Genomic DNA, 16355 nt, shown 5'->3' with positions numbered 1-16355 from the left:
AAGTTACGAGTAGCGTCATGAGATAGCTCTTCATTGTAGCTGTAAAGTTATATCAGCTTCAGATTTTGAACTGATCAGATGTGTCGGATAGATCGTACGTAAACGGAGTGATCAGGGTCTTTAGTGACTCCGATCACTCCGATATTTATAATCCTCTCAGCAGTCTGCGTATCCGTCTTCCGAGCCTTCGTGGAGGCAGACAAGTCTCAGCATCGTGTGAGTCTAGCCACGGGGGCAGCCTGCACACTGTCTGATCTGCTGAAAGAAGTCGTTGCCCTTGTCATCGACTAAGATGAAAGCGGGGAAGTCCTCCACCTCTATGCGCCAGATCGCCTCCATACCCAGCTCGGGGTACTCCAGACACTCGACACGCTTGATGCTCTCCTGAGCTAAGATCGCTGCAGGGCCTCCGATGCTGCCGAGGTAAAAGCCTCCATGCGCCTTGCAGGCGTCGGTAACCTGTTGACTGCGGTTGCCCTTGGCAATCATAACGAGGCTACCGCCATGGCTCTGGAAGAGATCTACGTAGGGATCCATACGTCCTGCCGTCGTGGGGCCAAAAGAACCACTAGGCATCCCCTCAGGCGTCTTGGCGGGACCAGCGTAGTAGATCGGGTGATCCTTGATGTATTGGGGTAGCTCCTCACCACGATCGAGGCGCTCCTTGAGCTTAGCGTGGGCTATGTCACGCCCCACGACGATGGTGCCTGAGAGCGAGAGACGTGTAGAGACAGGGTACTGACTCAGCTGCTTGCGTATCTCATCCATTGGGCGGTTGAGGTCTACCTTAACGACCTCGCCCTCGGTGCCGTGGCGCATAGCCTCGGGGATCAGTCGTGCGGGGTGCTTCTCCAGTCGCTCGATCCATAGCCCCTCCTTATTGATCTTAGCCCGTACGTTGCGATCTGCGGAGCAGCTTACTCCTAGTCCGACAGGACAGGAAGCTCCGTGACGTGGCATACGGATTACACGGATATCGTGGGCGAAGTACTTACCGCCAAACTGCGCTCCCAGACCAATCTCGTGAGTCGCCTCAAGGAGTCGCTGCTCCATCTCTAGATCACGGAAAGCATGCCCCAGTTCGTTGCCTTCAGTGGGGAGTTCATCGTAGTACTTAGCACTGGCGAGCTTGACCGTCTTGAGGTTTGCCTCGGCCGAGGTGCCGCCTATGACGAAAGCTATATGATAAGGAGGACAAGCAGCAGTACCTAGCGAACGCATCTTGTCAACCAGGAAGGGGAAGAGCCGCTCCTCCGTGAGGAGTGCTTTGGTCTCCTGATAGAGGTAAGTCTTATTGGCAGAGCCACCGCCCTTAGCGATAAAAAGGAACTTATACTCATCGCCCTCGGTCGCCATAAGGTCTATCTGTGCGGGGAGGTTGCACCCCGTATTGACCTCACGATACATATCGAGGGGTGCATTTTGCGAGTATCGGAGGTTGTAGCGTGTGTAGGTGTCGTAGACGCCGTGAGAGAGGTACTCCTCATCGCAAGCACCAGTCCATACGTTTTGCCCCTTCTTACCTAGAATGATGGCGGTCCCCGTGTCTTGGCAGAAGGGGAGCTGCCCCAGAGCACTCACCTCAGCATTGCGGAGGAAGGTGAGAGCGACAAACTTATCATTGTCCGAAGCCTCAGGATCGGACAGTATCGATGCGACCTGCTCCTGATGGGCAGTGCGTAGGTAGAAGGCTACATCGTGCATAGCTCGCTCGGCAAGTATGCGTAGTGCCTCTGGCTCGACTTGGAGCATCTGGTGACCATTGCAGTCGACCGTGTGAACGTAGTCAGAGGTGATTAATTCGTACTCAGTCCGATCGGTTCCTACGGGAAACATCGGCTGGTATTGAAACGGTGGTGTCGGCATCTCTCTTGTGTCAGTTAAGTGTGTGTATAAAGAGCCTCGTGACATAGCTTGTCATAGGCTCGAATAGGGTAGGAGAAAAATAGTAAGAGACTGAGTGCTAGGGCTTGCTCCTTAGAAGTCTAAGCGTGCGTCCCCCTGCATTCAGTCTCTATCAGGTTTGTAAGAGGCTATGCCTCTTTGAGTTTATCTTACCAAGCGAAGATAGGTAGTGGAGACATCATCTCGTTGACCTCCTTACGTACCTTAGCTATCTCAGCCTCGTTCTCAGGATCACGTAGTACGCGGTCTATGAGCTCGACGATGTATGGCATCTTGTCCTCCTTGACACCACGCGTTGTGATAGCGGGCGTGCCCACACGGATACCAGAAGTCTGGAATGCAGAGCGTGAGTCAAAGGGTACCATGTTCTTATTGACCGTGATGTCAGCACGTACGAGTGCGTTCTCAGCCACCTTACCCGTTAGATCAGGGTACTTAGAGCGTAGGTCGATGAGTAGGCAGTGATTGTCTGTACCGCCAGAGATACAGTTGTAGCCCATCTTGATGAAAGCCTCGCCAAGAGCCTTAGCGTTCTTCATCACCTGCTTCTGATACTCCTTAAATGAAGGATCGAGAGCCTCACCAAAGGCGACAGCCTTAGCAGCGATGACATGCTCTAGTGGACCACCCTGGATGCCTGGGAAGACAGCCGAGTTAAGCAGCTGAGACATCATCTTGACAACACCCTTAGGCGTCTTGAGACCCCAAGGATTCTCAAAGTCCTTACCCATGAGGATGATACCACCACGAGGACCACGTAGGGTCTTGTGGGTTGTAGAGGTGACGATGTGAGCATACTTGACAGGGTTGTCGAGCAGCCCAGCAGCGATTAGTCCGGCAGGGTGAGCCATATCGACCATAAAGATAGCGCCGATCTCATCGGCTACCTTGCGGAAGCGTGCATAGTCCCACTCGCGGCAGTAAGCTGATCCACCAGCGATGATGAGCTTAGGCTTGTGCTGGCGAGCTAGTTGCTCCATCTCGTCATAGTCTACCGTACCGGTCTCCTTGCTCAGATTGTAGCCTATAGGATTGTAGAGGATACCAGAGCTATTGACAGGCGAACCGTGTGAGAGGTGACCACCGTGGTCTAGGTTTAGTCCCATAAAGGTGTCACCAGGCTTGAGGCAGGTGAAGAGGACAGCCATATTAGCTTGAGCACCTGAGTGAGGCTGCACGTTGGCATACTCCGCACCAAAGAGCTTCTTGACACGCTCTATAGCTAGGTTCTCAGACTTATCGACTACCTCACATCCGCCGTAGTAACGCTTGGCGGGGTATCCCTCAGCGTACTTATTGGTCATACAGCTACCCATAGCTTGCATGACCTGGTCGCTGACAAAGTTCTCAGAGGCGATCAGCTCGATGCCCTTTTGCTGGCGCTGATGCTCCTGTTCGATCAGATCAAAGATCTCTTGGTCTCTTTTCATTCTATGTGAAATTAAATAAGTTAGTCGTCATACATAGGTGTGCGAAGCCCCTAACCCCTCAAGCGCGAGCAGAGGCTCACACGATTCTCTCGCAAAGATAACAATAATATCTGAGTCAGGGCAATCTTTGCGGAAGTTTTCAACTTCGTAAATCGGATAACCCGATGAGACGAGTAACGATTTGCAGGGACGCTCGGATGTGGCACAGATCCGTTTGTACGGGGTGGACACAAATTGCTCGAAAGAGCGGATATCCACGTGGAGATTTTCGAATGCTCACGTGGAAATAAAAAAATCTCCACGTGGGGAAGAAATGAAACTTCGGAGGAATCAAATGATATGTCCGAGGAATCGTTTCGTCCCTACGTGGAGAATGAGAGATATCCACGTGGATATTTGAGATTTTCCACGTAGAGATCGGATTAGAGATTAGAAGTTAGAGATTAGAGATTAGAGATTAGAGATGTGTACTTGTGGAGGTGGTAAGCTTGTTGCGTGGGCGCTAAGTTGTTTTTTTTTGTGTTACATTTGTAGGCAACTCACGCGACAGAGTTGATCACACACTATAGTATAAACCAATAATTCAATCATCAGTATGAAAAGAACAATCTGCTATCTGCTACTGCTTCTCCCGCTCCTGACGCTCGTCAGTTGTGATGATGATCCCGTAGAGCAAAAGGTCGAGACCTTGGTCATCACACCTGCTGAAGCTACCATGACCATCGGCGAGAGCTTACAGCTACAGGTGACACAACAACCGAACCTCAACAAGCCAGTCGCCTTCCGTAGCCTCAATACTGAGCTGGCGACTGTCTCTGACAAGGGTGTGGTCACAGCTGTTGCCAAGGGCGAGACGACTATCTTAGCTGAGGTGGATGGTGTCTCTGCTCAGTGCAAGATCACGATCAAGGAGCCAGCTCCCAAAGGGGACTTTGCCATAGACATCCTTAGGGTGACGGCGACTAACATCTACATTAAGGTGACGCCTAAAGATCCTGAAATGCTCTACTCTGTCAACGCTGGTACGCGAGAGGGTTACGATCGCATCCTCGCCAACCTACAGTCTCAGCCTAATGCCAATCGTGAGTGGTGGAAGGCTGTCTCTGGAGGTGAAATCGGAAGTGCGGCATACAGAGCGACTATGGCTCGTGAGTCCTTCAAGGGGACGAAAGAGTTTGACCTAGGAGAGATCTCAGGCTCAGACTATCCTTATCCGGCAGATCACACCATCGTCGTAAGAATCTATGGTATGGATCAGGACGGCTACGAGCTGACTAAGGTCATTGAGCTCGAGCAGAAGACGAAGCCTCGTACGATGCTGGACTTCACCTTCAATGTCGAGGCCCTCACACCTAGCGACTCTTGGATATCAGCATTGGTTCGTCCGTCTGATATGACGAAGTCTTATTTCTACTCTATACAGAGCAAGCGCTATGTAGACTTTTACCGTAATCCGAAGCCTGGAAACGAAGTCCTAGACGGTATCCCCGCTAAGGAGATGATGTGCTACAAGCTAGTGCAGAGCGAATACCAGATGGATCCTATGCCAGATGCTTTCAAGGTCGGTGAGCTACAGATCAATAAAGAGACTAATGCTGGTCTGAAACCCAATACAGACTATGTCTTAGTGCTATTCGGATGGGATAAGGATCTAGGACTGACGACTGATCCTGCTTACTTCGACTTTAAGACCAAGCCTGCAGAGGGCGAATAGTGCTGGCTACGCTAGCTAAATAAGGACTGTGACATGAGTCGATGGTCTTCACAAGGACGACGGGCGCACGAGATCGGGCGTCCGTCGTCGTACAAATGAGTCTCATAGGGACGCACGTGGTGCAAATCCCTATCGTTACTCGCCTTACAGAATTTAAAGAGTGATCTGTGTACACACCATACGATACTATTTTGGTATCTTTGCAGGTGATATAACGAGAGCCTTAGGGGCTTTCGCCACATAATATAGTTTATGCTCAAAGAAATCTTATCCATCTCAGGCAAGCCAGGACTCTTTAAGCTCCTGACGCACACTAAGAATAGTATCATCGTCGAGGATCTAGAGACGAAGCGTCGCATCCCTGCGTACGCCTCCGATCGTGTCGTATCTCTAGGCGATATATCGATCTATACGACTACTGAAGAGGCTCCTCTGCGAGAGATCTTGCAGACGCTGCTCGACAAGTACGAGGGCAAACCAGTTGACCTCAAGGGAGTCAGCGGCAAGGAGGCTTACTTCGACCTCTTTGCGGAGGTACTTCCCGAGTACGATCGTCAGCGTGTCCACGACAACGATATCAAGAAGATCTTTCGCTGGTACAATATCCTCGTAGAGACGGGACATACCGACTTCTCCGAGCCTGCACCTGAGGAGACCAGTGAGGAGGCTCCCACAGAGGAGTAATAAACCCTCTCCTGAGCCACACTTGGCTCACCGACTCTTGTCTAATAACTTTACCACATAATATTATGTACAAAGAACTGAAGAACTTCCTCACCAAGGAGATCCAAGACACTAAGGATGCGGGTCTCTACAAGGAGGAGCGCATTATCATCACCCCTCAGACGGCCGCTATCAAGGTAGAGGGGGGCAAGGATGTCTTGAACTTCTGCGCTAACAACTATCTAGGTCTCTCCGATAATCCTCGCCTCATCAAGGCTGCCAAGGCTATGATGGATTCGCACGGATACGGCATGAGTAGCGTACGCTTCATCTGCGGTACGCAAGATATCCACAAGCAGCTCGAGAAGGCTATCGCACACTACTTCCACACGGAGGACGCGATCCTCTATGCTGCTTGCTTTGATGCCAACGGCGGTGTCTTCGAGCCGCTCTTTGGACCAGAGGACGCTATCATCAGCGACTCACTGAACCACGCCTCGATCATCGATGGTGTACGTCTCTGCAAGGCTAAGCGTTATCGCTACGCCAACGCCAATATGGAGGAGCTAGAGAAGTGCCTTCAGGAGGCTCAGGAGCAGCGCTTCCGCATCATCGTCACGGACGGTGTCTTCAGTATGGATGGCAACGTAGCTCCTATGGACAAGATCTGCGATCTCGCTGACAAGTATGACGCTCTCGTAATGGTCGATGAGTGCCACTCGGCTGGTGTAGTCGGTAAGACGGGTCGTGGTGTCGCTGAGGCTTTCGACTGCTTCGATCGTATCGATATCCACACGGGTACGCTCGGTAAGGCATTCGGTGGTGCTGTCGGTGGCTTTACAGCTGGTCCTAAGGAGATCGTCGAGATACTACGTCAGCGCTCTAGACCTTATCTCTTCTCTAACTCACTGCCCCCCGCAGTGGTCGGCGCTGGTATCGAGGTCTTCAAGATGCTGGAGGAGGATGACTCACTACACACGAAGCTGATGGATAATGTCAACTACTTCCGCGATAAGATGCTCGCAGCTGGCTTTGACATCAAGCCTACACAGAGCGCTATCTGTGCGGTGATGCTCTACGACGCTCCTCTATCTCAGCGCTACGCTGCTCGTCTTCTCGAGGAGGGTATCTATGTAACTGGCTTCTACTATCCAGTCGTTCCGAAGGGCGAGGCTCGTATCCGTGTACAGCTCTCAGCAGCTCATGAGCGCGAGCATCTCGACAAGGCGATCGCTGCCTTTATCAAGATTGGTAAGGAGCTGGGCGTGATCAAGTAATCGCAGCTCTCAGCAAAGCATAACTAATAACGAAGGTGACTAGACGCTATCCCATAACATCGGGAGTGCAGATCTAGTCACCTTCCTCTTTATATTAAGCAGCTATACTATTATATATATGTCCCTGCGAATAGTTGTAGATAGTTCTATCCCATACATGGCCGACGGCATGCCCCTCGGGGTCGAGGCGCATTACCTGCCGAGTGGAGAGATAACGGCCGAAGCGGTTGCCGATGCCGATGCCCTGATGATCCGTAGCGTGACGCATTGCGACCGTACGCTCCTGGAGGGGAGTGCGGTACGTCTGATCACCTCAGCGACAGCGGGCTTTGACCACATAGATACCGAGTACTGCCGTGAGGCGGGCATTCGCTGGTACAATGCTCCTGGGTGCAATGCTGCCTCTGTAGCGCAGTATGTCCTGACGGCTATCTCTCGTATCGCACTAGAGCAGGAATTGGCTCCTAAGGATATAACCCTCGGGATCATTGGCACGGGACATACCGGCGGACGGGTCTATCAGCGTGCCAAAGCGCTCGGCGTGCGGACGCTCCTCTACGATCCGCCTCTCGTGACGGCTTACGATGAGCACCCTGACTGGCAGAGCTATCTGGAGGAGCTGGATCGCAATGGACTACCTCGTCCTTACCTCGCGGAAGATATGTCGGCGCTACGAGATAGCTATGTAGACCTAGACACGCTCCTCGCCTCGGCTACGATGATCACCTGTCACGTGCCTCTGACGAAGGGGGGCGCATACCCTACTTATCACTTAGTCGATGACGCTTTCTTGAGAAATGCTCAGCAACGACCTTGGTTGATCAATGCTTGTCGTGGAGCTGTCGTCGACACCCCCGCACTGGTACGAGCCCTTGAAGACAAGGCGGTCGCAGGAGCCGTGATCGACTGCTGGGAGGGCGAGCCACGCATAGCACAGACACTACTAGATCGTGTCTTCATCGGCACACCCCACATTGCGGGCTTCTCGGTGCATGGCAAGGCGCAAGGCGCGGTGCAGAGCCTGCGCCACCTGTGCGACTTCTTTGATCTCAGTGACGAGCGGATAGCTCTGGCGCACCCTCGCTCCTTGGCGGAGCCATACCTAGACCTCACGGGGTGCGAACCGTGGCAGACCCCTTGGCGTGCGATGATTCACACGCTCGACTTGCCAGCTATTATGAGTCGACTGGTGGCTAGTCCCGACACATTCGAGCAGCAGCGTGTCCACTACCAGCACCCCTACGAGCCACGCGACTACACTGTGCGAGGTGTCCCCGCCTCTGTGCGTCCTGCACTGACGGCTCTTGGCTTTGCTATCGCCAGCAACTAAGGCCGACGGATCTTATTATGAGTTTCGTTTTTAGGAACAGCCGGGTTAGGGCTCTATTTCGTAACTTTGTGCCACACGCTTAACACAATAGGAGATAGCACCTATGTATCCAGACAATCTCATCAAGGCCTACGAGGCGAGCTTTAGAGAGCACTTCCGACAGCCAGCTCTCTCGGACTACGCCACCGGCTACACCATATCTTATCGCGACTTAGCGCTACAGATAGCGCACCTACACTACGTATATAAGGAGATCGGTATACAGCGCGGCGACCGCATCGCTCTGATGGGCGCTGACTCGGTCCACTGGTGCGTCATCTTTATGGCTACGATCACTTACGGTGCTGTGATCGTCCCCATACTGCAGGACTTCAACGTCGAAGACGCTAAGACGATCATCAATCATAGCGAGGCGAAGCTCCTCTTTATAGATGATCTCATCTTGTCGAAGCTCAATCCTGAGGAGGATCTCCCGATGGTGCAGACTATCTTCGACATCAAGAAGATCACGTGGCGCTATGCTCGCTCGGGGATGCCATACGACTATAAGCGGCTCCTTCCCTTTGCCCCCTTTGTGGCACGCTTTTATCCCAAGGGATTCCGTCGTACCGACATCGTCTACCCCGAGGTGGACAATGATGAGTTGGTCGTGATCAACTACACCTCAGGAACGACCGGCTTTAGCAAAGGGGTACTGATCACTGCGGGCAATCTTGCGGGCAATGCACTCTATGCGCAGAAGCTCGACCTCATGTATAGCGGCGAGCAGATCATCTGCTTCCTCCCGCTGGCACATACTTACAGCTGTGCCTTCAACATGCTCGCAGCCCTTTACATAGGCGTCCATACGCATATTCTAGGCAAGGTCCCTTCGCCCAAGATCTTGATGAAAGCCTTTGCCGAGATACGCCCCGTGCTGATCATCTCCGTGCCACTCATCTTGGAGAAGATCTACAAGCAGTCTATCGTGCCCGTCTTAGAGCGCTCCTCTATCAAGGCGCTCCTACATATTCCGCTCTTACGCAAGTTGGTCTACCGAGTGATCCGCAAGAAGCTCACCGATGGACTCGGGGGCAACTTCCGCGAGGTGATCGTCGGTGGGGCACCGCTCTCCAAGGAGGTGGGACTCTTCCTACATCGTATCGGCTTCCCGCTCACTGTCGGTTACGGCATGACCGAGTGCGCTCCGCTCATCTCTTACAGCAACCATCGCCGCTGGGTGCCACTCTCTGCGGGACGCGCTCTGCCACATATGGAGATACGCATCGAGGTGCCAGAAGACTTTGACCAGCCTCTAGCTCCAGGTGTCGGCGAGATACAGGTGCGTGGTGACAACGTCTGCCTCGGCTATAACAAGCTCCCCGAGATCAATAAGCTCCTCTTCACCACCGACGGCTGGATGCGTACGGGTGACCTAGGGCGTCTAGACAAGCGGGGCAATCTCTTCATCCTCGGTCGCTCCAAGACGATGATCCTAGGGGCTAATGGGCAAAACATCTACCCCGAGGAGATCGAAGCTAAGCTCAATAACCTACATTTTGTTTCTGAGAGTCTAGTCTATCAGAAGAATGGTCGTCTCGAGGCGCTCGTTTATCTTGACGAACTGGCAGCCAAGCAGGCGGGGGTGACTATCGAAGAGGCTTGGGAGCAGATCAAAGCTCAGCGTAAGCAGCTCAATGCTAAGCTTGGCTCCTACGAGATGGTGACTAAGTTCGTCCTCCAGAGGACCCCCTTCATCAAGTCGCCCAAGCGTAGCATCAAGAGACACCTATATAAGGATGGCGTTGAGGTGACACAGATGGATAGATAGTATGTCTGAGCCTGCTTATCGTATCGAGGGAACGCTCCGTCAGCTACCTCTAGATGAGTATATGGCGGGGTACTTCGACCCTGATCGCTTTTTCGCACTGTGTGAGCATTGTCCCACTTACTTGACCAATTGGTCTTGCCCGCCCTTTACTTATGATGTGCGTGAGGCACTAGCACGCTACCGCTATGCGCATATCCTCGTGCATCGTGTCACGCCCGATGAACAGTCGTGGGCGGCGTGTCTGCCTGACGAGGTGGGGGACTACTGCTTTCGCCTGATGGGTGCCGTGCGGGATCGTATCGACCCGCTCCTCTATCAGCTAGAGCGGCAACATACGGGGAGTCGGCTCTTTACGGCTGGTCGCTGTCGGCTCTGCCAGCCACAAGCCTGCACACGCAGTGCCGGCGATCCTTGCCGTCATCCCGACCAGATGCGCTCGTCGCTCGAGTCGTGGGGCTTCGACCTGAGTGGCACCACAGAGCGACTAGCGGGTATCCCGATGGTGTGGGGCGAGGAGGGGCATCCGCCACGCTACCTCACGATGGTCTCGGCGCTCCTCTCGGCAGAGCCAGTTCCTGAGAGAGACTTTGAGAAGTTAGAGATTAGAGGTTAGAGATTAGGGGGGCGTAGAGGCTCTGCTCTTTATTTTGTAACTTTGTGGAGCTAAAGACTGCACAACAATATAAACTTATCATACACCTCTATGGAACTACTTCAAAAGAACGTACAGCGCGCTAAGGCTAACAAGCAGCGCATTGTACTCCCCGAGGGTCTCGAGCCTCGCACCCTCCAAGCTGCTGATCGCATTATCGCTGACGGCATCGCTCACATCATCCTCCTAGGTAACCCCGCCGAGATTCAGGCTAAGGCTGCTGAGCTAGGGCTTAAGCATATTGACCAGGCTGAGATCATCGACCCACAAAATCACGCACGTCGTGAGGCTTATCGCGATCTCCTGATGGAGCTGCGCAAGGCTAAGGGTATGACCCGTGAGCAGGCTGACGAGCTAGTTGTCAATCCGCTTTACCTCGCTTGCTTGATGATCAAGTCTGGCGACGCTGACGGTGAGGTAGCTGGTGCACACAACACGACGGGCAACGTGCTCCGTCCCGCACTCCAGCTCATCAAGACACGCCCAGGACTCAAGGTGGTCAGTGGCGCATTCCTCATCTTCTCTCCGCTCAAGGAGTATGGCGAGAACGGCTTCTTCATCTTTGCAGATTGCGCCGTCACACCCAATCCTGACAGCAACGAGCTAGCACAGATCGCTATCGCTTCTGCCGATACGGCTCGTAGCATCGGCGACATGGAGCCACGCATTGCCCTCCTGAGCTATTCAACAAAGGGCTCTGCCAAGAGCGAGATGATCGACAAGGTTACGGAGGCTTACAAGATCGCTAAGGAGATGGCTCCTGACCTACTCATCGATGGTGAGCTACAGGCAGACGCAGCTATCGTGAGCAAGATCGCTGAGCTCAAGGCTCCTGAGAGCCCTGTAGCTGGTAAGGCAAACGTCCTCGTCTTCCCGAACCTAGAGGTGGGCAACGTAGCCTACAAGCTCGTCGAGCGTCTCGGTCGTGCTACCGCTGTCGGTCCTATCCTACAGGGTATGGCTGCTCCAGTCAATGACCTCAGCCGCGGCTGCTCCGTAGACGATGTCTACAACGTGATCACGATCACTTGCAACCAGGCTATCGCAGCTAAGAAGTAATTCATCACCCCCTAAAGATAAATTATGATCGTACTAGTCCTTAACTGTGGCAGCTCGTCTGTCAAGTATTCACTATATGATATGCCCGAGGCTCGTATCCTAGCTTCAGGCGGTATTGAGAAGCTCGGCCTGCCCGACTCTTTCATCAAGTTCAAGACGACCGATGGCAAGAAGGTACAGATAGACCGTCCGCTACCTGAGCACACGGTAGCTGTCGAGTTTATCCTCGAGATCCTGACGAAGTCTGAGTACGCGGTCCTCGACAGTGTAGACCAGATCGAGGCTGTGGGTCACCGTCTCGTACATGGTGGTGAGGCAATCAATAAGAGCGTCCTCATCAATGACGAGGTGATCGAGCAGGTGAAGCGTGTCTCTGACCTCGCTCCACTACACAACCCACCCTCACTGAAGGGTATCGATGCTATCACGAAGCTCCTCCCGAAGGTGCAGCAGGTAGCTGTCTTTGATACAGCCTTCCACCAGACGATGCCCGCATACACCTATATGTATGCGCTACCCTACGAGTACTATGAGAAGTACGGGGTACGTCGCTACGGCTTCCACGGCACGAGCCACCGCTACATCAGCCATCGTGCTTGCGAGATCCTTGGTAAGGACTTTGACAAGACACGCATCATCACCTGCCACATCGGCAATGGTGCTTCGATCGCAGCCGTATGCAATGGCAAGGTACTCGACACTTCTATGGGCTTGACCCCTACGGATGGTCTGATGATGGGAACTCGCTGTGGAAGCATCGACCCAGGTATCGTGCCCTTTATCATGGAGCATGAGAAGATGACCCCGAGCGACTTCTCGACGATGGTCAATAAGAAGAGCGGTGTACTCGGTATCAGCGGTGTCTCCTCCGATATGCGTGACGTAGAGCAGGCAGCCGAGGCTGGTAACGAGCGCGCTAAGCTTGCGCTCGAGATGTATCGCTATCGTATCAAGAAGTACATCGGAGCCTACGCAGCTGCTATGGGCGGTGTCGATGTAATCGTCTTCACGGGCGGTGTCGGCGAGAACGACCAGACAACTCGTGAGTCGGTAGTCTCTGGACTAGAGTTTATGGGCGTAGAGTTTGACTCAGCAGTCAATCGCTCTAGCCGTGGCGAGGAGAAGGTACTCTCTAAGCCCTCTAGCCGTGTGACTGTCATCTGCGTCCCCACCGACGAGGAGCTGATGATAGCACGCGACACGATGGATCTCGTCAAGTAAAGCGAGCCACGCAGCTCGTCACAAGACGACAACATAAAAGTAGGGGCGGACATCTCGGATGTTCGCCCCTACTTTATTATAGGTAGTCGAGGTTGTCGTGCGATAGCCACGTGGAGATTTGAGAATTGCCACGTGGGGAACAGCTTCTTCTGAGATAAAAGCGTATTGAATCACGGGAGATTCCATTTATAACATGCCAGCAGAGACTTCCCGCCTCAGGAGCTCGCAATATGATTTTTGAGACGAACAAAGTTCTTGTACCGCACTGGTTCTCTGCTACATATGAGTTCCAAAGACAGCTCCCCTCTTGGAACTTTTTAGTTCCAATGGAGGAACTCTTTAGTTCCAGCGGAGGAACCTTCCAGTTCCAAGGCAGGAACTTTTCCTTTCCACCGTTGGAAACTTTGTTTTCCTCCCTAGGAAATGTTTCTTTCCACAAGAGGAGCGTCTAGCTATTCCTACATTAAGCATAGATCGGCAGTAAGAGCCTCTGGATGAGAGTAGAGCTAGAGAAAACGGATCTCGGCATCGCTCGATCATTTCAGCGGATTACCTAACAGGTAGTATTGAACAGTTGTTACTCCCCACCGATATACCTACAATTTGCTAGCTTTTGTCGTGAGCCATTGTAAGCCCCTGCCGTACCTTTGCAGTGGAAATTTGTCGCGTAGTAGAGGGTTCGTTCCCCTTATTCTCTTCGTTTCCCCCTCTATGCCCATCTTTAGGTACACTAAACAATGTAAGGGGGGCTGATGAGGCTCTCCCTGCGTTTGATTCACTCGGATGTCAAACACGCTATAAATAATATATGAAACGATTCATTTCGTATCTCCTCTGTGGTCTCGTACTTTGCACCGTACAGCTATCAGAGGCGCAGACTGTGGACTCATTATCACAGACCTCCTCGCCAGCTCCTCGTCGGCTCACCTTTGGTGGGTATGGGGAGGCTGTCGCTTCGAGGATGTTTTACAGTAATAACTTTAAGCGCTACACCGATGCGGCACTCTACAAAGATGCTCGTAGCTTCGGACAGGTAGACTTGCCTCACGTTGTTTTCTTTGTTGGTTATGATTTCGGTCATGGTTGGTCTCTAGGCTCTGAGATCGAGTTTGAGCATGGTGGCACGGAGAGTGCTGTCGAGATCGAAGAGGAGGAGACCGGCGAGTACGAGTCTGAGATAGAGCGTGGTGGCGAGGTGGCTCTCGAGCAGTTTTGGCTACAGAAGAGCTTCTCACCAGCGCTCAACCTGCGCATAGGACATATGGTCGTACCAGTCGGAGCAACCAACGCATCTCACATGCCGACGGAGTTCTTTACGGTTTATCGACCCGAGGGGGAGAATACGATCCTGCCCTGCACCTGGCATGAGACGGGTATAGGGTTGTGGGGTAAGCTACCCAATTGGCGGTACGAGATCATGGGTATAGCTGGGCTAGATGCTGACCGCTTTAACAATAAGGATTGGATCCATGGCGGGGCGGGTAGTCCCTACGAGTTTAAGATGGCGACCAACTACGCCTGCGCTATGCGTGTGGACAACTACTCGGTACGCAACCTGCGCCTTAGCCTGAGTGGCTACGTCGGGACAAGCGGTCGTAACACGCTCAATGCGACAAATAAGTATGACCATATCAAGGGGCTCGTCTGTATCGGAGCTTTTGACTTCCAGTATGCCAATCCGCAGCTCATCTTGCGAGGCAATGTGGACTACGGACACCTGAGTGACTCGATGGAGATCACAAATGCTAATCGTACGACTCGTAAGGACTCCCCCTCACCAAAGAACAGTGTCGCCAAGGCGGCTCTAGCCGCTGGCTTGGAGGGCGGATATGACCTCTTCTCAGCTTCGGACAAGCTGCGTCAGCTCAAGCAGCGTCTCTACCTCTTCGGGCGGTATGACTACTATGACTCCATGTTTCAAGTAGTGCCCAGTATGACCGACGAGCCAGAGTGGGAGCGACAGAAGTTTACCGTCGGACTCAACTACTACCCGATCCCCGAGATCGTTGTCAAGGCTGAGTATAGCCATCGTATGCTACACAAGCAGTTCAACGATGAGCCGACCGTCAGCCTCGGCATCGCCTACTTCGGAATGTTTCACTTCTAGATTCTTTTAACTCAACACAATACAATCGACTATGAATAAGTATACCTACATCTTCAAAATGCTCCTTCTCTCAGTCGTGGGCGTCCTCCTCGTCTCTTGTCAAGAGAGCGACGAGCCCAAGGCAAAGCAGCTAGACCCCGCACAGACGGCACTCATTAAGCAGTTTGTCGAGGGTGTCGTAGTACCCACCTACAAGTCTCTAGCAGACAATGCTATCGAGCTGTCTGGGCTTTGCGAGGAGCTGATGAAGAACCCCTCTCAAGAACTGGTCAACAAGGCTTGCAAGAAGTGGGTCTCAGCGCGTGCTTACTGGGAGCTTAGTGAGGCTTTTCTCTATGGAGCTGCTGGTGACTACAACATCGACCCGCACATCGACTCTTGGCCTCTGCAAAAGAATCAGCTAGACAACATCCTTAAGAACAAAGACCTCCTCGACGAACTCAAGGAGGAGGGTCCTGATGCCAAGGGCTTCGCTTCTCTAGGCTACGGTCTGCTCGGCTTCCACGCTGTGGAGTACATGATCTTTAGAGATGGTCAGCCTCGCAAGGTCGGTGAGATCACAGAGCCTGAGCGCATTTATAATGCGGCTGTCGCTGAGGATCTAGCACGTCAGGCGATCCGCCTAGAGGCTAGCTGGGCTGGCATTGACAAGGTGACGGCTGATAAGAAGAAGACGCTTGAGGATGCGGAGCTCCTGCCTACGATGGACTACGGTCAGCTTATGATCGCCGCTGGTGAGCAGGGCAACAGCTCCTACAAGAGCCAGAAAGATGCTCTCGTGCAGATCCTACAAGGTGCGAGCGACATCTCTGACGAGGTGGGCAATACGAAGATCACTGACCCCGTCAACTCGGGCAACGTCCTAGACGTGGAGTCGTGGTACAGCTGGAACTCTATTGAGGACTTCACAGACAACCTCCGTAGCGTCCGCAACGCTTACTACGGTTCTCTCGACGGCACTGTCCACAACCACTCTCTCGCTACCTACATGGCTCAGCAGCATCCTGATCTAGACAAGGAGATCCGCACAGCCCTAGACCATGCGATCAAGACGGTAGCCGCTATGCCGGCACCCTTCCGCAATAACCTGACTAAGGAGGCTACCAAGCCCGCCATCGAGGCGTGCAATGCACTCCTAGAGCAGATCGATGCAGCTATCGAAGCTGTACAGAAGTAATCAATAAACC

General features: G+C 52.9%; 12 protein-coding genes. 10 read left to right on the top strand and 2 right to left on the bottom strand.

All coding sequences use genetic code 11. The annotated features are described in order from the left end of the window. Positions 1–222: 222 nt before the first annotated feature. Positions 223–1866 (bottom strand): fumarate hydratase, encoded by a 1644-nt coding sequence (locus tag PORAS_RS08575; protein ID WP_169309396.1) that lies wholly within the window; start codon positions 1864–1866, stop codon positions 223–225. 188 nt (positions 1867–2054) lie between these two features. Further along, the gene (glyA, locus tag PORAS_RS08570; protein ID WP_004331089.1) at positions 2055–3335 is read right to left on the bottom strand and encodes a serine hydroxymethyltransferase; all 1281 of its coding nucleotides are present in this window, start codon (positions 3333–3335) and stop codon (positions 2055–2057) included. Between the two features lie 595 nt (positions 3336–3930). On the opposite strand from glyA, the gene PORAS_RS08565 reads away from it, so the two are divergent. From PORAS_RS08565 to PORAS_RS08520, 10 genes are all read left to right on the top strand, one after another. Beyond that, entirely contained in the window at positions 3931–5049 is a 1119-nt protein-coding gene (locus tag PORAS_RS08565) for an Ig-like domain-containing protein (protein WP_013760946.1), read from the top strand. A 252-nt stretch (positions 5050–5301) separates the two neighbouring features. Then, complete coding sequence (locus PORAS_RS08560) at positions 5302–5733, top strand: DUF5606 family protein (RefSeq protein ID WP_004331076.1); 432 nt, start codon at positions 5302–5304, stop codon at positions 5731–5733. 65 nt (positions 5734–5798) lie between these two features. Continuing rightward, entirely contained in the window at positions 5799–6989 is a 1191-nt protein-coding gene (kbl, locus tag PORAS_RS08555; RefSeq protein WP_004331072.1) for a glycine C-acetyltransferase, read from the top strand. Positions 6990–7107: 118 nt separating this feature from the next. Further along, positions 7108–8319 carry a 4-phosphoerythronate dehydrogenase gene (locus PORAS_RS08550; protein ID WP_013760945.1) on the top strand — a complete coding sequence of 404 codons (1212 nt, stop codon included), beginning with the start codon at positions 7108–7110 and terminating at the stop codon, positions 8317–8319. 103 nt (positions 8320–8422) lie between these two features. Next, on the top strand, positions 8423–10129 hold the full coding sequence (locus tag PORAS_RS08545) for an AMP-binding protein (protein WP_013760944.1): 1707 nt from the start codon (positions 8423–8425) through the stop codon (positions 10127–10129). A gap of 1 nt (position 10130) precedes the next feature. Further along, positions 10131–10742 carry a DUF2284 domain-containing protein gene (locus PORAS_RS08540; protein ID WP_013760943.1) on the top strand — a complete coding sequence of 204 codons (612 nt, stop codon included), beginning with the start codon at positions 10131–10133 and terminating at the stop codon, positions 10740–10742. Between the two features lie 90 nt (positions 10743–10832). Next, positions 10833–11840: a phosphate acetyltransferase gene (pta, locus tag PORAS_RS08535; protein WP_004331071.1), complete on the top strand. Its 1008-nt coding sequence runs from the start codon at positions 10833–10835 to the stop codon at positions 11838–11840. A 24-nt stretch (positions 11841–11864) separates the two neighbouring features. After that, positions 11865–13061 carry an acetate/propionate family kinase gene (locus tag PORAS_RS08530; protein WP_013760942.1) on the top strand — a complete coding sequence of 399 codons (1197 nt, stop codon included), beginning with the start codon at positions 11865–11867 and terminating at the stop codon, positions 13059–13061. Positions 13062–13869: 808 nt separating this feature from the next. Then, on the top strand, positions 13870–15168 hold the full coding sequence (locus PORAS_RS08525) for a hypothetical protein (protein WP_013760941.1): 1299 nt from the start codon (positions 13870–13872) through the stop codon (positions 15166–15168). Positions 15169–15199: 31 nt separating this feature from the next. Then, on the top strand, positions 15200–16345 hold the full coding sequence (locus PORAS_RS08520; RefSeq protein ID WP_004331074.1) for an imelysin family protein: 1146 nt from the start codon (positions 15200–15202) through the stop codon (positions 16343–16345). The last annotated feature ends 10 nt before the right edge of the window (positions 16346–16355 follow it).

The organism is Porphyromonas asaccharolytica DSM 20707 (genome assembly GCF_000212375.1).
GTDB classification, from domain to species: Bacteria; Bacteroidota; Bacteroidia; order Bacteroidales; family Porphyromonadaceae; genus Porphyromonas; species Porphyromonas asaccharolytica.
The sequence above is the reverse complement of the archived record's forward strand: the minus strand, read 5'-3'. Positions and strand labels throughout refer to the sequence as shown.